General features: G+C 42.5%; 15 protein-coding genes, 1 other RNA gene and 2 pseudogenes. 9 read left to right on the plus strand and 9 right to left on the minus strand.

The window, feature by feature from the left end:
• Nucleotides 1–49: 49 nt before the first annotated feature.
• The 4 genes from OC23_RS19335 to OC23_RS01145 all read left to right on the plus strand — a co-directional run bounded on the left by OC23_RS19335 (nt 50) and on the right by OC23_RS01145 (nt 10,017).
• On the plus strand, nt 50–8,467 hold the full coding sequence (locus OC23_RS19335) for a host specificity protein J (protein WP_052209123.1): 8,418 nt from the start codon (nt 50–52) through the stop codon (nt 8,465–8,467).
• Nucleotides 8,464–9,009, plus strand: a complete 546-nt coding sequence (locus OC23_RS01135) for a DUF4376 domain-containing protein (RefSeq protein ID WP_038342182.1) — start codon at nt 8,464–8,466, stop codon at nt 9,007–9,009. The genes OC23_RS19335 and OC23_RS01135 overlap by 4 nt, the downstream gene beginning before the upstream one ends.
• Nucleotides 9,010–9,090: 81 nt before the next feature.
• Entirely contained in the window at nt 9,091–9,387 is a 297-nt protein-coding gene (locus tag OC23_RS01140) for a phage holin family protein (protein WP_038342183.1), read from the plus strand.
• Nucleotides 9,388–9,450: 63 nt separating this feature from the next.
• Nucleotides 9,451–10,017, plus strand: coding sequence for a lysozyme (locus OC23_RS01145; protein ID WP_038342573.1), 567 nt, complete (start codon nt 9,451–9,453; stop codon nt 10,015–10,017).
• Between the two features lie 135 nt (nt 10,018–10,152).
• On the opposite strand, the gene OC23_RS19230 is transcribed toward OC23_RS01145, so the two are convergent.
• From OC23_RS19230 to OC23_RS01160, 5 genes and pseudogenes are all read right to left on the minus strand, one after another.
• Complete coding sequence (locus OC23_RS19230; protein ID WP_171194717.1) at nt 10,153–10,290, minus strand: hypothetical protein; 138 nt, start codon at nt 10,288–10,290, stop codon at nt 10,153–10,155.
• Between the two features lie 341 nt (nt 10,291–10,631).
• On the minus strand, nt 10,632–10,883 hold the full coding sequence (locus OC23_RS18615) for a PAAR domain-containing protein (RefSeq protein WP_081407276.1): 252 nt from the start codon (nt 10,881–10,883) through the stop codon (nt 10,632–10,634).
• 452 nt (nt 10,884–11,335) lie between these two features.
• Nucleotides 11,336–11,553 (minus strand): annotated as a pseudogene (locus OC23_RS01155) (hypothetical protein).
• Between the two features lie 6 nt (nt 11,554–11,559).
• Nucleotides 11,560–11,625, minus strand: a complete 66-nt coding sequence (locus OC23_RS18965) for a DUF4113 domain-containing protein (protein WP_227505526.1) — start codon at nt 11,623–11,625, stop codon at nt 11,560–11,562.
• A gap of 758 nt (nt 11,626–12,383) precedes the next feature.
• Nucleotides 12,384–13,013, minus strand: a pseudogene (locus OC23_RS01160) (SOS response-associated peptidase).
• A 221-nt stretch (nt 13,014–13,234) separates the two neighbouring features.
• On the opposite strand from OC23_RS01160, the gene OC23_RS01165 reads away from it, so the two are divergent.
• Nucleotides 13,235–13,567: a hypothetical protein gene (locus OC23_RS01165; protein WP_038342187.1), complete on the plus strand. Its 333-nt coding sequence runs from the start codon at nt 13,235–13,237 to the stop codon at nt 13,565–13,567.
• Between the two features lie 61 nt (nt 13,568–13,628).
• Here OC23_RS01165 and OC23_RS01170 read toward each other — a convergent pair whose 3' ends face one another.
• The 4 genes from OC23_RS01170 to OC23_RS01180 form a co-directional block, all read right to left on the minus strand.
• Nucleotides 13,629–14,987: a tyrosine-type recombinase/integrase gene (locus OC23_RS01170; RefSeq protein ID WP_038342188.1), complete on the minus strand. Its 1,359-nt coding sequence runs from the start codon at nt 14,985–14,987 to the stop codon at nt 13,629–13,631.
• A gap of 147 nt (nt 14,988–15,134) precedes the next feature.
• Nucleotides 15,135–15,316: non-coding RNA, 6S RNA (gene ssrS / locus OC23_RS18620), on the minus strand.
• Between the two features lie 90 nt (nt 15,317–15,406).
• Nucleotides 15,407–15,694, minus strand: coding sequence for a cell division protein ZapA (locus OC23_RS01175; RefSeq protein ID WP_038342189.1), 288 nt, complete (start codon nt 15,692–15,694; stop codon nt 15,407–15,409).
• 2 nt (nt 15,695–15,696) lie between these two features.
• Nucleotides 15,697–16,251, minus strand: a complete 555-nt coding sequence (locus OC23_RS01180; protein ID WP_038342190.1) for a hypothetical protein — start codon at nt 16,249–16,251, stop codon at nt 15,697–15,699.
• 66 nt (nt 16,252–16,317) lie between these two features.
• Here OC23_RS01180 and OC23_RS01185 point away from each other — a divergent pair, with 66 nt between their 5' ends.
• The 4 genes from OC23_RS01185 to OC23_RS01200 all read left to right on the plus strand — a co-directional run bounded on the left by OC23_RS01185 (nt 16,318) and on the right by OC23_RS01200 (nt 21,423).
• Nucleotides 16,318–16,953 (plus strand): UPF0149 family protein, encoded by a 636-nt coding sequence (locus OC23_RS01185; RefSeq protein ID WP_038342191.1) that lies wholly within the window; start codon nt 16,318–16,320, stop codon nt 16,951–16,953.
• 83 nt (nt 16,954–17,036) lie between these two features.
• A complete protein-coding gene (locus OC23_RS01190; protein WP_038342192.1) occupies nt 17,037–18,350 on the plus strand; it encodes an aminopeptidase P N-terminal domain-containing protein in 1,314 nt (437 codons plus the stop codon).
• Between the two features lie 632 nt (nt 18,351–18,982).
• Nucleotides 18,983–20,194, plus strand: coding sequence for a 2-octaprenyl-6-methoxyphenyl hydroxylase (gene ubiH / locus OC23_RS01195; protein ID WP_038342193.1), 1,212 nt, complete (start codon nt 18,983–18,985; stop codon nt 20,192–20,194).
• The gene (locus OC23_RS01200; protein WP_038342194.1) at nt 20,191–21,423 is read left to right on the plus strand and encodes an FAD-dependent monooxygenase; all 1,233 of its coding nucleotides are present in this window, start codon (nt 20,191–20,193) and stop codon (nt 21,421–21,423) included. The genes ubiH and OC23_RS01200 overlap by 4 nt, the downstream gene beginning before the upstream one ends.
• Nucleotides 21,424–21,559: the final 136 nt, after the last annotated feature.

Here is a 21,559-nt window from a genome sequence, read left to right on the forward strand (position 1 = left end):
TAATGAACCGGCTTTAAGCCGGTTTTTTTGTGCGAGAGATTTATTTTATATGACCATCATTAAAGGCGAGAAGAAAGGAAGCAAACAAGCTCGCAAGCCTAAAATTGCCCGGGACTCGGCCCAGTCTAAAACCTACATTAAAATTTTATACGGTCTGTCTGAAGGTGAGATTGCGGGGCTGGCCAACGGAAATCAATCCATCTATCTTGAAGGTACACCGCTTTTAGATGCCAACAATAAAGAGAACTTTAGTGACATCAAAGTCGATTACCGGCCGGGTACCAATGACCAGACATATATCGAAGGCTTTCCTGCCGTTGAAAGTGAAACCGCTATCGATGTTGAGCTCACTGATAAAACCCCATGGGTTAAAGCATTCAAGAATCTGGAGCTTGATGCTGTACGTGTAAGACTTAAATGGGGGCCATTGTTTAACCAGAACATGAGCAATGGTGATGTAGACGGATACACCATTGAATATGCCTTGGATGTGCAAGTTGATGGTGGAGCATGGACAGAAGTCTTAAAAACAAAAATTTCAGATAAAACATCTGCGAACTATGAGCGTGCACACCGTGTAGATCTCCCTAGAGCTGATAAAGGGTGGCAGGTACGGGTAAGAAGAATTACACCGAACCGCAATGCTGATGATGTCAGCGACAAAATGTATGTATCCGCAATTACCGAAGTTATCGATGTAAAGCTCCGCTATCCGAATACAGCATTATTGGGCCTTCAGTATGATGCCGAGACCTTTAGCAATGTTGCCAAGTTTTCGGCTGATACCAAGGGGCGCATCATTAAAGTCCCTTCAAATTACAACGCGGTATCCCGTAAGTATAACGGGATCTGGGACGGAACCTTCATTGAAGCATATACCAATAACCCGGCATGGATTTATTACGATATCTGTTTGAATGACCGTTATGGTTTAGGCGACCGCTTAACCCCATTCATGATTGACAAGTGGTCTATCTATCGTTTGGCCCAGTACTGTGATCAGCTCGTTTCTGATGGCCAGGGTGGTGAGGAGCCGCGTTTTACGTGTAATGTGTATTTGCAGAATGCTGAAGATGCCTATTCGATTTTAAGCAAATTAGCCGGTGTATTCAGAGCTATTTCGTACTGGGACGGGAATAGTATCGTGTGTGACGCTGACATTCCACAAGACACGTATTTTGCTTATAGCCGTGCCAATGTCATCGATGGGGTTTTTGAGTATACGGGCACCCGCGCACGTGACCGGCACAATGTCGTGAAGGTTGCATGGGATAACCCGGCCAATCATTATAAAACTGAATATGAATATGTCCGGGATGAAAATGCGATTGCGGAAATGGGGCAGGTACGCATTCTGGATCTTGATGCATGGGGCTGTACTTCACGTGGACAGGCGCAACGGGCGGGGCTTTGGGCTTTAAAATCAGAGCAGGTAGAAACCCGCACTGTCACTTTTAAAGTCGGTTTAGATGGTCATCTACCGGCACCTGGGCGCATCATCGAAATTTCGGATGAGCTCTTCGCCGGCCGGGCAAACGGTGGACGTGTCGCTGCAGTTTCAAAAGACCAAAAAAGCGTGACGCTTGATCGAGACAAGGTGGTTGTAAAAGCCGGCGACAAGCTGGTTGTAAATGGTGAAGACGGGAAAGCACAGACGCGTATTGTCCAGTCCGCGAAAGGCCGTTTGATTACCGTTACGGAAGCCTTTAAAAATATTGCTGCACAAAATGTCTGGGTTCTGGATGCCAAGGATCTGGCCACCATGAAGTTCCGGGTCATTTCAATTTCTCCGGAAGAAAAGCACCAATTTACGATTACTGCGCTACAACACAGCCCGACCAAATTTCAAGAGATCGATAACGGCACTTACTTTGAAGATATTCCCAATTCCATCATTAACCCGACCACTCAAGAACCGGTTGCCAATGTAGAGATCAGCCAGCTCAACCGGGTTGAACAAGGTTTAACTGTGACCACCATGGTGATTGCATGGCCACAAGCCAAAGGTGCGGTGAAATATCAAATCGAGTGGCGTAAAAATGATGGTTCGTGGCTCAAGTTGCCGAACACTGGTAATAACTCTGTAGAGGTTCCTGGTGTATATGCGGGTAACTATCAGGCGCGGGTAACCGCAATCTCCGCTTTTGAGGTTCCGTCACTCCCAGTGTATTCAGTTTTGACGGAATTGAATGGCAAACAGGGATTACCACCGAAGCTTGCAACCATTAAAGCCACTGGCATCTTGTTCGGTATGCAGCTTGATTGGTCATTTCCGAAAACTGGTGCGCTTGATACAGCGTATACAGAAATCGAAGTTTCACCAGATGGGAAAAGCAATATTACTCAACTGGGCTTATTTGCCTACCCAACGTCTACAACCACAATTCAGGGACTGCAAGGTAACTTAACTCAACATTACCGTGGCCGCTTAATTGACCGGATCGGTAATATTGGTGCGTGGTCGCAATGGGTGGAAGGAACAACCTCGGCAGATCCGGAAGAGATTTTAAAAATTATTGAGGGAGAAATTGGCGAGGGCGTATTTGATCCGAAGACCAAAGAGCAATTAGAACAGATTAATAAAAATGCCCAATCAATTGCTGCAGAATCAAAAGCACGTGCAGAAGCTGACGCTGCAGAGTCGAAAGCCCGTGCAGATGCCATTGCCGCCGAAGTACAAAGAAATACCAAGGCATTGACAGAAGCTGCCCAGAAAGAAGCCATTGCACGCGAAAAGGCAATTAACAGCAAAGCAGATGAAATTAATAAATCCATTTCGTCTGTATCCAAGGCCGTTACACAAGAGGTAAATGACCGGAGAATTGCAGTCAAGGCTGAAAGTGATGCCCGGATCAGCGCAGTTTCAAAGCTGGAAGACGGTTTAACGGTCGAAAGAAGCGAGCGTAAAAATGAAGATGCGTCTTTATTAAAAAATATTGAGACTTATAAAGCCAGTACCAACAATACACTTGCGTCAGTACAAAACCAGATTACAGTCAATGCCAATAATATCAGTGCTCAAGCCTCAAAAACCACGGCGCTGGATGGCCGGGTTTCGGCTACTGAAAAGGGGATGGCCAAAAAGCTGGATGCCTCGGTAATTGAAAAATATTCGACCACGGTTGAAACAGACAATGCGATTGCTGAGCGTATCAATGCATATAACGCATCGTTAAGCCTGGGCGGTACCAATATGGCTTATGGTACGGATTCTGATGTATTCATCCCATACATTGCCACTGGTGCTGACTCTACAATTCGTTATTTTGATGCATATCCGACACGTTTGGCCCGTGTAGATTTTAAATCATTGCCGATCATGGGGCTGATTACCCCACGTGAGTTACGTCAAACGCAATTGATCACCGGCAAAACCTATACATTGTCATTCCTTGGCCAGGGTACGATGCCGCTGTTGAACTATAACTATATCATTGTAGAGGGCGGCACCAACTTTCGATTACCGAATATCCCTTTAGGCGCGGGTAATAACAATCTCAGAAGTTTAACATTTACATGGACTGAGCCTACTACTTCGACTACGGGTATTTTGCTGGCAGCCTCAGGTAAAGCCGGTGACTGGTTTAATGTTCGTGGAATCATGCTTGAGGAGGCCACAAAACCCTCATCCTGGAGTCCAAACCCAAAAGAGATCCAATCTTCTTTAGACGCCAATGCTTCAGCAATCCAAAGCACTCAAAGTGAGGTTAAAAAGCTGGAAGGCCGGGTAACGTCCAACTCAAGCTCTATTATCGGTTTAAAGAATGACATGTCTGTAGTAAAAAATGATGTGTCTAAAAAGGCCGATAGTTCAGCTGTTTCAGCGATTAAATCAACCGTAGAGCAACATGACAAGACTTTAACAAGCCACGGTAGCTCACTGAATGAGTTAAAAAACTCTATTGATACACTGCAGCGTGACAACTTACTGGTTGAAAACAAAGACCAGGTGGTCACCGGTGCGGTATATCAACAAGCTATCGTTGCAACCAAAGGGCCGTTAAATCTAAAGCAGGGCGATTCAATCACCGTTCGCGGAAAACTGTCTTTTGAGCATCCCAATGAATTGGCCGCTAATCAGGGCTTAGCCCTATATCTGGATGCCTCTCAACGTCTCGGCACGCCATTATTATTTAAGCAAGGAAATGACCAGACTTTTGAAGTCACCACAAGAATGCCGAATGATAAAACATTCAGTTCGTTCCGGCTTTACTTCTTGCAAAACGGTACAGCCGTAGCATCAACAAAAACAACACTGCACTGGGTTGAGTTGTATCGAGGCGAGTCCTTGATTGGTACCAAAGCCGATAGCACAGCATTTAACGGCCTAAAAAACGAAGTTAAGGAAATCGATGGCAAGGTCTCAACCAATAGTTCCGCTATTATCCGTGTAGAGGGAAAAATCACGGAAGTTGACACCAAAGCAGGCACAGCCCTTAAAAATGCAGCTTCAGCACAAACCACAGCGAATTCGGCGGTTGATCAGGCCAATGCCAATGCAAGCAACATTACCAAACTTCAAGGCTCGATTGCCGACAAACCAAATAACGTGATTAAAACTTCAATTTTTGAAGAGGGTGAGCGGAAATCATGGCAAGGAACTCAAATCCGGGTAATTGATATTACGACACACCCAACATACAAGAAGGGTATCACTGGCCGTCCTGGTACTTATAATTGGGAGGAAAATATCCAGCCGGCACAAGCAGGAGATGTATTCGATTTAAAAGCCTTCTGTGACTTTACCGGAACAACTGTTACGTCTGGACGTGTAGGTATTGTAGGACTTCGGTTCTGGAATAAAGACATGACATCACTAGGATTTAACGGTATCAGCTTCCTGTTTAGTGATGGGACTGGCTATAAAACTGCTACAGTCACTGCACCGGTCAATACCGCATTTATTCAGCCGTTTTTTTATCACGATGGTGCCGGCTCAACGACAGCATTTACTGACCTGACGATTACCAAGCGAACCGCGATTGAAGAGGCAAATGCCGCTGGTATTTCTGCGATTACAATCCGTGTTTCAAAAACTGAAGATAAGCTTGAATCTCAGTCAACAAGCATGATCAAGCTTCAAAATGATCTTGAAGTCACCAAGAACAACGTCACTAAAAAAGTAGATAGCTCGGCGCATAATGCCCTTGATAGTAAGGTGAATAGTGTTGATGGCCGGGTGTCGGCAAATACCAGCGCGATTACGAATCTAGGGGGCCGTTTAAGTACGACTGAAAAAGGACTGGATAAGAAGCTGGATGCCTCGGTAATTGACAAATATTCGACCACGGTTGAAACAGACAATGCGATTGCTGAACGTATTAACGCTTATGATGTCAATCTTAAACTCGGTGGTACCAATTTACTCTATGGAACCGACAACCGGGGTTTAATCGCTTATACCTCGGCAGCGGCAAATGCCCGGTTATCTTGGTCTGATGCAGATCCGACAGAAATGGTACGGGTTGATTACAATGGCCAGAACACGATGGGCGTTATTACCTCACGTGAATTGCGTAAAACCACGCTGATCAAAGGCCGAAAGTATATCTTGTCCTTCCTTGGCCAAGGCACCATGCCTGTCTTGAACTATAACTACATCATCATTGAAGGTGATGCCAATGTCCGTCTGGATACCTTGCCGTTAGGCCCGGGCGGATCTACCCAGCGGACAATTGCGTTTGAGTGGACTGGTGAAACGACAACTGCTGCAGGTGTGCTGTTAGGATTTGGCGGAGCCAAGGCCGGTGACTGGTTTTCAGTGCGTAGCCTGATGCTTGAAGAAGCAACAAAAGCCTCATCCACGTGGTCACCCAATCCGGTTGAAGTCAAATCCTCTTTAGATGCCAATGCCAAGGCGATTACAGACACGCGGGCCAGCGTAACTGCAGTCGAAGATCGCGTTGATTCGGTGAGTAGTAACGTAACCCGGCTTGAGAATCGCGTAGGCAAGAGTGAGGAGGCGCTATCAACAAAAGCTGATAGCTCAGCCATGAATTCTCTCAAAAATCAGGTGGTGCAACAGGGTAAAGATATTCAGCTCAACGGTAACTCGATTACCGATCTTAAAGCAAAACTGGATCAGGGATTAAATACCAAAGCCGATAGCTCCGCACACAATGCCCTAAAAAATGAAGTCACTCTGATTGATGGGCGGGTTAAGACCAATAGTTCCGCGATAACTGAAGTCAAGGGACAGGTAGCATCGGTTGAGGGCCAAGTGGCACAGAAAGCGGATGCTGCAGCATTAAACCAATATTCAACCAAGACCGAGACCAATAAAGCAATTGCCGAAGGGATTACGTCTTTCAAGGCAAGTCTGAATATTGGTGGTACTAACTTGATTTATGGGTCAAATAATAGAGGGTTAATTGCATTTGTAAGTGCCAATGCAAATGCGCGCTTAAGTTGGATCTCTGAAGATCCAACAGATATGGTGCGCGTTGATTACAATGGCCAAAATACCATGGGTATCATGACGCCGGTTCAATTGCAATTGACCAAGTTAACCAAAGGCAAAACCTATACCTTATCTTTCCTTGGCCAAGGCACTATGCCGGTACTGAACTACAACTATATTGTGGATCAAAAGAATGGCAATGTGCGTCTGCCAAGTATGACTTTTGGTGCGGGTGGTTCTATTCAACGAACGATTACCTTTACCTGGGAGTCCGAGACAACGAATAGTGCTGGCATTCTGTTAGGGTTTGGTGGTGCTAAGGCTGGTGACTGGTTCTCAGTGCGTAGCTTAATGCTTGAGGAAGCGACTATTGCTTCTGCATGGAGTCCAAATCCACAGGAAGTAAAAGAAGCTGTTGAAGCGAATGCTGCAGCGAATCAGGCAACCCAGGCTGAAGTAAAAAAAGTCGACGGAAAGCTGACAGCACAAGCTACACAGATCAATAACCTTCAGGCGCAAATGGGGGCAACGAATGCCAATATTGCGAACAACTATTACACCAAGGCAGAAGCCAATTCGGCCATTGCCTCTGCTTCTACAACTTTAGAATCTAAAGTTAATAAAACGACAGATGAGAAGATTGAGCAGGCACAAGGCAAAACAATCATTCTAGATCTAACCAAACTCGATAATGAAACATATTATCCTGTAACCACCTGGCTGCCGCCGGCGGGGAATAAACGGCATAGATTCACGCTTATTCGCTACTTAACAGAGTTTGAAGGCGTCAACCCTGTTTATTGGTCAACTCATGCAAGTAAAACTTTCTCTGTTGAACTGACATGGGAGGTCGCAGCAGATGGCTGGGGTGCCAATAATACAGACCGGAAGATTTTTTCATCTCAATATGCATGGACTGGTTGGTCGCCGGTACTTGGTCCAGAGCAGATGGTTAGAAGCTCTGAAGAAGTCATTTACTTACGGGGCGGTGCACTTTACAGATTTATCTGTGACCCAAAACTTACCCCTACAGTGAGAACAGAGCCTTATACCGTTGAAGGGATGACGGTTAAGCCTATTAAATATAATGCTGAGATGGTTCCGGACTCTGATGTAGGCAAGCTCAGTGTAAGAATCAATGAACAATCCACAGTGATTGACGGTGTTAAAGCGGTTAAATCAGTTACCGTGGACAATAATGGCATGGTTTCCGGCTGGGGAATGGTCTCTGAGCTAAAGGACGGCAAGGTTAACTCAATGATTGGATTTAAGGCTGATCAGATCTATTTTGAATCACCAGACGATGGAAGAAAGCCTTTTATTATTTTGACTGAACCGCGTGAAATTAACGGAACTTTATATCCAGCTGGTACGTGGATTGATGCGGCATATATTGCTCAGGCCACAATCAAGAATGCACATATTCAAGATGGCGCTATTACTAACGCAAAGATCCAGGACGCAGCAATCGATAATGCAAAAATCGGCGATTTGCAAGTAGACACGATCAAGATTAAAGATAATGCAGTGACGGTACCAGTCGGAGTTAACTTCGCCAATAAAGTTTGTCCTAATGGCCCACTTTGGCCAAAAAACACGGATTACTGGGATCAGTTCAATGAGTGGGTGGATTTCTTCGGGGAACTGGGAAGCATTAAGTTTAATAAATCAGGCGGCAAGGTAAGGCTTGATGCAAGTTTTATCTTTAAAGAAAACGTTGGATCAAGCCTTTGGGCACTGGAAGGGAATAACAGTGCTCTGCCTGCAGCTGAGCGCTATAACATGCGTATGATTGTCGCAATTTATAAGGATGGTGTACTGATTGGCCATACAAATATTGCGCCGGTCAACACGGTGGGAGATGGGCCGGTATTGTTTTCTGGGGGCGTGTCTCTGGTTTCAATTATCGATAGTACCGGCGATGTGGGTGAAGTTACCTACAGTCTTAGATTTGGTTTTGGTTATCTGGGCAGTCGGAAAAAAGGAGGGAAAGTGGCATTAACCAGCCAGAATGCTGCATTTGAATTAAATGATATTCGCATGAGTCTAATGGAGCTGAAAAAATGACAGCAATTATTAACGAGGTTGGCCAGATCATTCAGATTATTCATGCCAATGAAGAAACGGTGCAATTGAATACACCAGCCGGCTGCCGGGCCGTAGCAGATCCACCACACTTGAATTTGAACATGTATTACAAGGATGGATGGGTGGAACTGCCAGAGCGGCCCACTTCTTATCATACGTTTGATTACGCACAGCATGATTGGGTAGATACAAGATCACTCAGCAATGTGAAGGCGCAGAAATGGGAGGAAATAAAGCGGGAAAGGGATTCAGTAGAATATGGCGGGTTCACCTATAACGGCCATATTTATGATTCAGACATTCAATCCCAGACCCGCATTACAGTCGCAAGCAATAGCGATCTGGATGTGGAATGGACGACACAAAGCGATGAGGTGGTATTGCTCTCACCAGAACAGTTTCAAGAGCTCTTAAAGGCAATGACGGCCCATATTTCAGAGTGCCATGAACGGGGGCGCATTGCACGTCAAAAAGTGAATGAAGCTATGACGATTGAGGAGGTTGAAGCGGTAGTTTTTTAACACCACGATTTATGAACATTTATTTTAACTGTAATAGACAGACACCCATAGGGGTGTTTTTTTTCGTCTCTAGGAAAGGGTATGGATAACTTTTTGGATAATTTTACTTTGTTTTTAACTGAGTACGGCGAAACCCTTATTGGCTTCATCCTGGCATTTTTAATGGCTCTGTTCCGGACTGCCCAGAAGAATGGTAAAGCGGATCTAGCTGAAGCATTCATGTGTAGTGGATTAACCCTGGGAGCCTCTTCAATTCTTGGATGGCTACAGCTCCCCCAAAGCTTTGCTGTAGGTTTAGGGGCTTTTATCGGTTATATGGGTACCAACTATGTAAGAGAGGAGATCGTCAAAAGATTTAGTAAAGACAACCAGAAATAAACAATGAAACAGAAATTACGTCACCGCCGCAAGGCGGTTTTTTATTATCAAAAGGAAATCAAAATGGATAGAACACCATTTTTTATCGAAGCACGTGCCTTACTGGGTGGTAAATTGACCCAGCATCAAGTTGACAGATTTAATGAACTCCTTGATGAGTTCCAAGGCCAAAGCCCGGGCAATAAGAGCATGACAACCAGCCCAGTGGGCATCAATTTGATTACCAGTTTTGAAGACTTAAAATTAACAGCGTATCTCTGCCCAGCAAACGTTTGGACGATTGGTTTTGGTACCACCGTTTACCCGACCGGCACCCGGGTTAAACAAGGGGATAAATGTACTGAAGCCCAGGCCAAAGCGTACTTTACTCATGATTTAAAACGCTTCGAGCGGGCAGTTAATGGATCTGTTGGTGTACCGCTTACACAAAATCAATTTGATGCGCTGGTGAGTCTGACTTACAACATCGGTGAAGGAAATTTTACATCTTCAACACTTTTGAAAATGCTTAATGCCGGGAATTACCGGGGTGCTGCGGATCAGTTTCTGGTATGGAATAAATCAAAAGGACAGGTCTTAAATGGTCTCGTTCGCAGACGTAAAGTGGAGCGTGAGCTATTTTTAAAATAATCATTTTATCAATGTCATGCGCGGGGATTATAACCGGGTGCACGGCGCATACGATCAATAATAATATTCAGGTGGGAATATGTGTAAAAGCCCTCTGATGAGGGCTTTTACAGGCTGTGATGAGGTTGTTTAATATTAACGCGGTCCGCAACCTACAAAGCCACAACCATGGCCTCCAATGAAGCCTGTTTCAGATTTAGGTGTAAAATCAGCTGCCATAGCACCAGTAGAAACTGCTAATAGAGTTGCAACCGTTAAAAGTACTTTTTTCATGCGTAAACCCTCAAATTAATTGGTTTTAAAGTCGTAATTTTATGATTAGTAGAATAATGGGATTCATTCTTAATCACGTAAATAATAATTAATTGAATAGAATGTTTACATTGTAATTTATAGATGTTCTTTTATATGTTTTATGTATACAGGGTTGTCTGTATATAAAGAAATCCTTATTTTTATAAAAAAAAAGACCACTCGAGCAGTGGTCCTCACAATAACGTGAAAAAGTGATTAATGGGGTTCAAATTAATCACGTGTTGAATGATGGATAATATAGACAATTTACATTGTTATTTTTTCGTTCTTTTAATTACATTACATGTTTCACTTTATAGTTAAGCTTCTTCTGTTTGTAATAACTTACAACCGCATGAGAGTGAATCACCGACGCGCGCAATAGGGCTGCCGCCAATATGATAGGTTGGGTCGCCAGTAGAAATAGATGCTATTGTATTATGAAGGGGGCATGTTGCTTCGTCCCCAATGCAAGCGATAGGTTTTCCTTTGATTAAAAAGTTTCTATTACCCGTCATGACTTTTCCGCCACCTGTTGTAGGGCAGCCTACAACAATATATCGTTCTGGCATAATGAATTACGATGGTATGAAGTTCATGGGGCATATTATCAAATAAATGCAGACAGGTCTGTATATTAACCATAAAGTCTATAATAACCATAAGCCACTTAATTGGCATTTTCTTCCAAGTAATTTTTTTGGCCACAAGATCTGCAGCTGAGATCCTGGTGAACGGTCGACAACCTAAGTTGTTGAAAAATATGTAAACCATAAAAAATGCCAATTTTTAGGGATTGGCATTTTATTACATTGAAAGAGATTCTAGTTTAACCAGTAGGACTGGACAGGCAAAGTATCGTATAGAGCATAGGATTAGCAACCTCCCATTTATACTTGGCGTTTGACAATGCTTCAGCTTTACAGGATGCTAAAAATATCCCACTTTTAAAAACCTCTAAATTCTGATCATCACTATAAAAACAAACTTGATATCTTTCCATTTCCAGATCCCTCTTAAGTCGTTAATCTACAGTTCCCACAATTGGTATTAGTTGGGGGCCAGCCAATCTAGCCTTTCCAATTATTTCAACCAGCTCATCATAAGTTAATTCAAACTTTCTTCACTATCAAAAACATATACCATGTTTTTGCCTTCAAATTCTGGCGGCTTCTCAGGCACAAATCGTTTTGGAATAAGTATCTGTGCAAGCTGTTCGTTTGTTAATTTAAATAAAGGCATGTGGGTTTATCCTACTCTAAAGAGTTCTGACCAGTTTGTTAAATAAGAGGGGGAGCGGCGGTTCTGGTTCATCTACCAGATGTGACCTATTGCGCATTTGGTCGGAAAATGCTCATCATGAAATTATTGGCTTACAGTGTAAACAAGCTGAATTAATCTTAAAAATTAGGCCATTTTATGTTTTATTTATTAAAAATCTGTACCAAGATATTTCTAAGTTATCAATATTATACTTATCCACAGAGTTAACTATAAGCCTTTTATAACGGCTTTGTTATGCTATGTCCTTGTCAATTCAACAGTTAATACATGAAAAAAAAATTAGTAGAATGTCAAGGATTGATCTACTTAACAAAATACCTTACTGTACTGAATATCAAGTAAAAATTATTTGATACCTAGGGTATATAAAGATATTTATAAATCTTAGAAGAAGGCTGCCACTTACTTTCGAAATTTTGGTCAAGGACGAAAGCAAGTGGCGTTGTATAAAACTGCGAAGCTAGACGAAGTCTAACGAAGCTAAGTTTCCAACTTTTAAACGTAAGTTTTAAGCGGTAATTTCTACCGTACAAACTAACGACGAAGTTTAAAAGCGGAAAATAAGCTGAGCTTTATAACTTATGGTTTTAATGTACCAAAAGAAGACGACGTTTAGCAACGCTTATTTAACGGAGTATTGGTACGATGACTATTTTAGTCATGTTATTGCGACTGATCGGCATACTTGCTGATATGTTGCAAATAGCCGATTTCATTATACGCTGACCATAACTAGCGTACGTTAATACAATCGAAAATCGCTTGTTCCGACAGGCGATTTTTTTGTTTCACCTTTGACTTATTTCTTCCTTAGGCTTTGCGGTGTATTCGTTTAGCGGCATATCAACTAAAAAATCCAGTGCTTGATCATGGCTACATGTAAGCCAGTCTTTACGTCGACCTTTCGGAATAACGACAATTGAGCGCTTTTCATCGTCAGGCGCATGGAATTGCTTCATGAATGGATGCATGTCTGCATTGATCGTTAACATGCTCATCGATACGACTGGTTCGCCGTTTACAGTGGCGTACTCATAAATACCAGCAACAGTAAAGGGCATATCATCCTGACGATAGATACCGTACTAATTTGCCTTACCATCGATATACTTTGGCTCAAAAATAGTTTCAACTGGTATTAAGCAAAATTGATTCTTTGCCCAAGCGTGGCGAAAGCTTGGCTTTGATGCAACGGTTTTAGAACGGGCATTATGAGTATTGCGTATTTTTTTAATATCGTCCGCCCAGTTTGGTACCAGACCGAATCTGGCTGGTCTCCATTCAATGCCGTGCTCGGTCGAGATAAGAATAGGGCCGCCGTAGCCGGGATATAGATCCGCTTTGTAATCGAAAGTAGGTTCAAGCAGATTAAGTAGCTGTGCTCGACTTCGAGCTATAGGTTCGTAGTTAGCGCACATTTTATTTCCATATTTAATAATTTTATTTTTTATTATCCATCAATTTATAATAAAAATTTGTAAAGATTATTTAAATATTGGTTTTAGAAAACATTTATACTAATAGTATAAATGATTGAAATAATGAAAAATTATTTTTATTTGACTTGAAATAATGAAATTGATTCCAAATTAAGATAGAGCTTTTAAATGGTTTAAAAGCAACTTAAAAGGTTTTTATTATGTCAAGTCACGATTTTTTACTAACTTATTCAGTATCTCCTGCAGAACCTGCAACAGATAGAAGAAAAAAATTAGCTGATAATGTGCGAGATAAAATCGCCGAAATCGATGTGCCAAACTGGTTTAAATTAAAAAATGTAGAAACTACATTTGCAGGGGAAATTGATGTTACTGGTATAACAGATAAAAATAAATGGGATAATGCTGCTAATGAGGTAAAGCGTGTTATTGCACAAGCCTATCGAGATTGTGATGCATCAACGAATGATGTGGTTGTGAATTATGCAATGTTACTCAGTAAGGCGGGTGAAGCATTTACTTTTAAACAGTAATATATAAGGCTTAAAAGTCATCTTATTTATAAGATGACTTTTAAGTTTTTATTACTAATACTTAGCTATTTACTGCATTTTTTAAAATATTATTATTGTGCTCAATCCACTTTTCTTGGATATTCCGTACTGATTTATTTTTTTCAAAATAAATTCTATTTTTAATTAAGGCTTTGGAAATATCAGATAGCACAACATTTTCAATCATATTCATAGCTTTGCGCAGATCTTCAAAAGTTACCTGAACATATCCATCTGTGACATCATTATCATCATCTTCGGTGGTATGGTTGATAAGTTTCTTGATTGTATAGCTGCCAATTGCCAGACTGTTTGCGATTGTGCCGAAGGTTCTTCGCAAGTCGTGAAATGTAAATTGAATACCCGTAGTTTCTGTTATTGTATGTCGAGCTTCACGCTTATCAACGATATGTGAATCAGGTGTATCCCCAGCAAAAACATATTTATTCTTGCCTGCAAACTTCTTCCTTTCCTTCATGATGTACCAGAGCATATCACCCATTGGAAGAAGTAGATCTTCATGGTTTTTAGGATCTTGAATCTTTATAGTTCCATACTTCAAATCAACATTTGGCCATTCCAGTGTTTCGCCTTCTTCTCTACGAAATCCGGTTAAAATCAAGAGAAGTAAGAAATCCTGATTTGTATAACCTCTATGATTTGCATTTTGGTTGCCAGCCCACCAGGTGGTACATACAGCTAGAGACCAGTCATGTATCTGATCTGAACGGATATAGCCCTTACGGCGTTTTATCTTATTCCATTTCTTCTCTTTATAAAGCACCCCAACCGGGCTTTTTTCTGTAATAATTTTTTCGTCATTATCGTTATAAAGAATAGAGGCATTAAAGTTGTAGACTGCAGATAAAAATTTCATTGCCAGATTAGCCTGGGCTAAACTTCGCTCTGATAGATCCATATGCTTATTTAACGCCATCTTCTGCGTAATTTCGGTAATCTTGATGTCTTTCCAATCACTAAAATAATCATTGGCGCAGCGATCATAGGCATCAATCGTACTATCACTTAGCTTTTTTTTGCTTTTATAGACTTCATAGGCTTTCCCAAGTGTTGGGATTAATTCATTAGATTCTTTTTCATTTTTAAAATCTGTTTTTAATTGGCGTTTCTGGGCAACTGGATCAATACCCTGATGCATCATTAACAATATTTTTTTCGCTTCAGTACGGGCCTGTTCAAGAGTGTATACGCCGTGTTTACCAATAGACTTACGTTTATTGCGCCCATCTGGCATTCTCGTTTCAACAAAATAGGTTTTAGATTTGGTTGCAATTAAACCAAAGCCGATTGTTACTGAGTCGCGATAAAATTTGCTTCCAGATTCTTCAAGAGGGATGCTGTCGATAAAGGTTTTGGTGAGTTTATATCTTTGGCTCATGATGATTAAAAAGTACGAAACGATACACGGCAATATAGCACAATATTTTTGAAGCCTACTATAAGCCTATTTTTGATGAAATTAAGTTGGTGTAGAAAGGTTTTAAAATGGATTTATGTTTATAAGTTATTGTTTTTATATTAAAAATAATGCTCCAGAGGTGCCGCTGCATGGTCGTTACCCTGAACCCGATGAGTTCAAGGTGGAGGTGACGTATACTTACTGGGTTTCCTACTCGAGGCAGGCATACACTCAAAATATACAGAACACATCCATAAATTTAAGTATCGGCAGGGGACTAGACGTACTGGCGAACACCCTAGAGACAGTTTTAGTATAACCGATCTTTACACGATGACAATCCTTGCAAGGCAGTTATCTGTAAAGATACTTACTAATTGATGGGGCTTTGTGCAATTTTACTCAACAGTTTGTTCAACATCTTCCAGAATGGCCTGAAGCAAGCGTTCACAATGCGCATATTCCTGTAATGACTTGTTCAGGCTGAAGACTTCCTGCGCCATTTGCAAGGCCACCATGATCACCAGTTTATTATGTTCAACCCGTGGTGCACTGCGTCGCATATCATGAAATTTCTGGTTTAATAATTCAGCCGCACGTTCCAGTTCTTCACGTTTATCTACAGTGGTATTTAAGCGGAAAGTCTGTTCAATCAAGCGAAGTTCGACAACAATAGATTCACTCATGATCAGGTCTCCTCGTGAGTTTCAGCATTTGGATGGGCCAGTTGCTGAATTTCTTGTGCATGTTGATCTTGTGCAGTGCCTAAAATGGCAAGACGCTGAATGATGGCTTCTACTTTAGATTTTGCCAGCTCGTTTTTTTGCAATAAACGATCACGATCCTGTTGTAAATCCTGTATTTCTTGCTGACTGTGACGCTGCTGGGCCTGTAATTTTTCTTTATTGACCCGCAAATCATTCCGCTCGGCCAGAATTTCCTGAAAACGATTTTTTAAATCAGTGGTGCTCTTCTCCAGACGGCTATAACGTTCCGCTAAAGTTGTTGCATCCTGATTCAGTTGTTTAAATTGATCTTGTAACTGGGTCAGTTGTTCAGTTAAGTTATCAACTTCTTCCTGTTTTTGCGTGATGATGCTATTTTTCTGCACAATTTGTGCATGATGGTCAGTTTCAGCTAATTGTTTAGCCTCGGTGAGCGACGCGTTTTCTCGCTCTAAATGATGTAAGCGTGTTTTTAAAACACCAATATGCGCTTGTAGACGCTGTAATTGTTCTAACATAACGAAGGTCGCACAGAGTTGCAATCAAAGGTAATATATACAGCAGTATAGAGATTGGATAAACGAATGCAAGACGATATTTCAGGTTGGACCGAATGGAATGCCCATTTTGATGGGATTGAGGAAATTTCAAGTCCAAGTGAGTTACACGGTTTACTAACAGGTATAGTTTGTGTGACACAAGCGCCAACCGCAGATGAATGGTCACAAATCTTAAACACCCTGAATGTGCCTGCTTTACAGCCAGAAGCGCTCGAAAGCCTGACAGATGAAGCTGAGGATGTTGCCCATGCTTTATCTGATGATGAATTAGACTACTTACCTATGCTGCCAGATGATAGCCATTTACTGGGCGATCGTGTTCAGGCACTGGCAGACTGGTGTGCCGGGGTGGTACTTGGTTTTGGTCTGGCTTCGGGTCATATTCGTGGCGAGGAGCAAGAGCTGATTGAACATTTACAAGATGTTGCAGCGGTTGAGTTTGAAGACTCGGACAATGATGAAGAAGGTGAAGAAAGCTATCAGGAGCTGTATGAGTTTGTGCGCCTGATTCCTGTCAGCCTGTCAATTGGCCGTAAAAAGATTGCTGTCGCTGAAAGTTCGCTATTACAGAATTTTCATGCCAAAAGCAGAAATCAGGACGGGCAGGCAACTGATCCACAAACCGTGGTAGAAATGTTTACCCCGCATCGTCCAAGTTAATGCGGTTTTAAATTTCCTTTACGGAACTTTAGTCATTCCTCACCCTCTTTAATCAAAGAGGGACTTTCTCACTGTAGGATAATATGAAATTAAGTCAGACCGATTTTAAACAACGTCGTGATCTTCTCGCCAGACATATCGGTCGCAATAGCATTGCAATTATTGCGACGCGGGCAGAAATGTATCGTAATCGTGATGCGGATTATAAATACCGTGCCGACAGTAGTTTTTATTATCTGACCGGATTTGCAGAGCCAGAAGCGGTGGCCGTGATCGAAACCTTTGAAGAGGGTGAGGAATATAGCTATAGCTTGTTCTGCCGTGAACGTAACCGTGAAATGGAAATCTGGAATGGCTATCGTGCCGGGATCGATGGCGCAATTGAAATTTATGATGCTGATGAAGCTTATGCAATTGATCTGCTTGATGAAGAAATCATCGACAAGTTATTAAGTAAACAGCGTCTTTACTATCGTATCGGACACAATGCCGAATTTGATGCACGTGTAAGCCAGTGGATTCAAAAGGCGGATGCACATCGTGGGGGAACTGCGCCAGCAGAAGTGCTACAGCTTGACCGTATTGTTGATGAAATGCGGTTAAAAAAATCGGCACAAGAAATTGAGCTGATGCAGATTGCAGCCAATATCAGTGCCGAAGCGCATACCCGTGCCATGCAAACGGTTAAACCTGAGATGATGGAATACGCACTCGAAGCGGAACTGAATTATATCTTTGGTCAAAATGGCTGTGTGCCGGCGTATAACAGTATTGTTGGTGGCGGTGAAAACGCCTGTATCTTGCATTATGTTGAGAATAACAAGCCGTTAAAAGAGGGTGATCTGGTACTGATCGATGCGGCCTGTGAATATGAGTTCTATGCATCGGATATTACCCGTACATTTCCGGTAAATGGTAAATTTAGCCCTGAACAAAAAGCGTTATATAACGTGGTACTTGAAGCACAGCTGGCTGCGATTGATGCAACCCGTATCGGCAATCACTATAAATATCCGCATGAAGTGGCCGTAAAGATTTTAACCCAAGGATTGGTTGGTCTTGGGTTACTGCACGGTAATGTGGATGAGCTGGTCGAAAATGAAGCCTTCCGTCAATTCTATATGCATGGTACAGGGCATTGGCTCGGTATGGATGTGCATGATGTCGGCGCTTATAAGAATGGCGAAGACTGGCGTGCTTATGAAGCCGGTATGGTGGTGACCGTTGAGCCAGGTTTGTATGTTGCACCAGATGATGAAACCGTTGATGCAAAATGGCGTGGTATCGGGATTCGTATCGAGGACGATATTGTCGTGACAGAAAATGGTCCATTGGTTCTGACCAAAAATGTAGTGAAAACGGTTGAAGAGATTGAAAGCTTGATGGCGAGTCGCTAATCAGTCGAGTTGCAAAACCGAAGCCTTAGTTTTAATGAATGCCTCTTCATCATGTATGAAGAGGCAAACAAAAAATTATAATAATATTTAGAAAAATAAGAGGCTTATATGAAATTGTCGAGCTGTGTTTATCGAATAGTCGCTGATATTTATTTGATTTCATTCATTTATGTATATTGAAAGGTTCTTCATTATTACTTTGATCTGACACGGTGGGAGTGGCATGAAGATCGACAGATACTTTCCCTGCTGTTTATTTCTTTTATATTTTTTGTCAGTGTAACGGCATTATTTATCTATACTATTTTTTATAACGTTGGGAAATATCGATCTATTGAGTGGGCTTTGTATTTTATTTATTTTTGTTTGATGAGTTCAGTTTGTATCGTCTATCTTCCAAGAAAATATATTTAAGCTAGTGACTTCTATCTTCTTTCCTGCGGAAAGACCTACTCAGGTGAAAAGGCTGATTAAGATAGATGAGCGTGTTTCTTTCCTATTGATGCTCAAAACAACTTTTGAAGATATTTTAAAAACATAGACCAAACAAAGTACAAATTCCCTTCCTGATTTAAGTTAGAGTAAGATAGTCCCGAAACTCAAGTCATGAAAAACTGATAAGGAATAATATTATGCAGCAACAAGTCATCATTGTCGGTGGAGGTATGGTTGGACTCAGCCTTGCTTTAATGTTGGCAAAATCTAATATCGCGGTAAAGCTATTAGAAGCTGTGAAATATCCGAATTATGACGATGAAAATGTTGCCCCTTATCATTCCAGTTTTGATGCGCGTAATACCGCATTGTCACGTCGTAGTGTACAGATTTACCAAAAATTAGGTTTATGGGAAGCTTTACAGCAACATGCGACCCCGATCTTACAAGTGCATATTACCGAGCAGGGCAGTTTTGGTAAGGCACGCCTTGTTGCTGAACAGGAAAAAGTAGAAAGCTTTGGACAAGTGATCGAGAATGCATGGCTAGGCCGTGTATTACTGACCCAAGTACGTCAGCAGCCATTGATTGAGCTGATTGACGGGGTGCAGGTGACCTCACTCACACAAAATGAAGATGAGGTTCACATCGAAGCGATGCGCAATGGGGAGTATATTCATTCCTTAAAATCCAGATTGGTGATTGCTGCCGATGGTCGTGATTCTTTCTGCCGACAAGCCATCGGTGTCGGTGTGGATGAACATGACTATGATCAGGTCGCGATTGTCACGACCGTACAAACCTCTAAACCGCATCAGCAGGTTGGTTTTGAACGTTTTAGCGCATTAGGGCCATTGGCACTGTTGCCTTTACCGGGGGAATACCGTCGTTCAGTGGTATGGCCGGTGAAGAAAGGTACAGAAGCAGAATGGTTAGGTGAGGAAAATGATCAGCACTTCCTCGATGCGTTGCAGCAAACCTATGGTGATCGTGCGGGTAAATTTGAAAAAACCGGCAAGCGTTTTAGTTATCCATTGTCACAAGTTCTGGCGCATAAGCAGGCCGTTGGACGTGTGGTACTGATGGGGAATGCCGCACATACCATTCACCCCGTTGCAGGGCAAGGGTTTAACCTGTGCTTGCGTGATGCAGATGTACTGGTGCGCTTCCTGATGGAGCAACTGGCCAAGTCCGATGATATTGGTGCGCCTGAAAATTTACTGGCCTATGAGCAATCCCGTTTAAAGGATCAGCAACGTGTGATCAAGTTCTGTGATTCGGTGGTGCGTGGTTTTAGTAATCAGAATCCGGTCCTTAAATTATTGCGCAATACCGGCCTGATTGCATTTGATGTGATTCCGGGGGTTAAGCCGTTGGTTGCCAATTATGCGATGGGGCTAAAAGCATGAGTGAACTGTTAGATGTGGTCATCGTCGGTGGTGGTCTGGTAGGCGGACTAACGGCCTTATTATTGGCTCAAGGTGGGGTACAGGCTACAGTGCTGGATGCTGCGCCTGTACTTGATCAGGACAAAACGCTAGCGGTGATGAACCCGCGTGTATTGGCACTCAGCCAAGCCACCATTCACTTACTCAAAACGGTTGATGTCTGGAATGATCTGGCACGGCAAATGCCTTATTCGGGCATGCAGGTCTGGAATAAAAATGGCTATGGCGAAATCAATTTTGGCCATGCTTCGGAGCAGCCTCCCCATGCAGATCAGGCCTTAGGTTCGATGGTTGAGCCGAGTGTGCTGAATGTTGCCATTCAACAGAAAATGTTGCAGCAGCTTAAAGACTACCGTACTCAGGTCAAAGTCATCCGGATTGAACAGATTCCACAAGGCTGGTCGATTCAACTGGCAGATGGCACAACATTAAAAACGAAGTTGCTCATCGGTGCAGATGGTGCCAACTCTTTTGTCCGTGAGCAAGCCTATATCGATCTGGATGTACTGGATTACAAACAGGCTGCCATCAGTTGTGCGATTAAAACCACACAACCGAATCAGTATGTGGCTCGCCAGATTTTCTTGCCGACCGGCCCGTTGGCCTATTTACCGATGGCCAGTCTGGAGGCAGAGGAAAATGGTTACTGGCAGTCGATTGTCTGGACTTTGCCTGATGATTATACCGATGAATATTCGGCATTAAGTGATCAAGAGTTTATGCAATTGCTGACTCAGGAAAGTTTGCAAATGCTGGGACAAGTGGTGGAGGTGCGTTCCAGAGCGCAATTCCTGCTAAAAGCACGTGCAGCGCAGCGTTATATTAAACCGGGACTGGCATTGATTGGTGATGCAGCCCATGTGATTCATCCGCTGGCAGGGCAAGGCGTGAATATCGGCTGTCTGGATGCCGCAGTACTTTGTGATGTCTTACTACATGACTTAAAACGTGGTGCATGGGCCAACGAGCAGACTTTGTTGCGTTACGAGCACCAGCGTAAAGGGCAGAATGATGCCATGATGCACAGCATGTCGGCGATTGGCTGGCTGGAAAGTTCGGAGCTGTTTCCGTTGGTCTGGGCCCGAAATTTTGGCTTGAAACAGGTTGAACAATTCGACGGGTTTAAAGATCGTTTCATGCAGCAGGCCAATGGACTGGGAGCACTGAAACACACCCGCTACGCTTGCTAAAAAAGAGTAGATATTTTTTAAACAATCATTTATAAATCGGAGTGAATTTGGTCGCAAAAAATACGATTTTAGCAATATTGTACTTTGCGAAATGAGAAGAGCTTGCTAAATTTCTTCAAGTTCTGATGACCAAATA

The sequence above is a fragment of the Acinetobacter sp. A47 genome (genome assembly GCF_000805455.1).
GTDB lineage: Bacteria > Pseudomonadota > Gammaproteobacteria > Pseudomonadales > Moraxellaceae > Acinetobacter.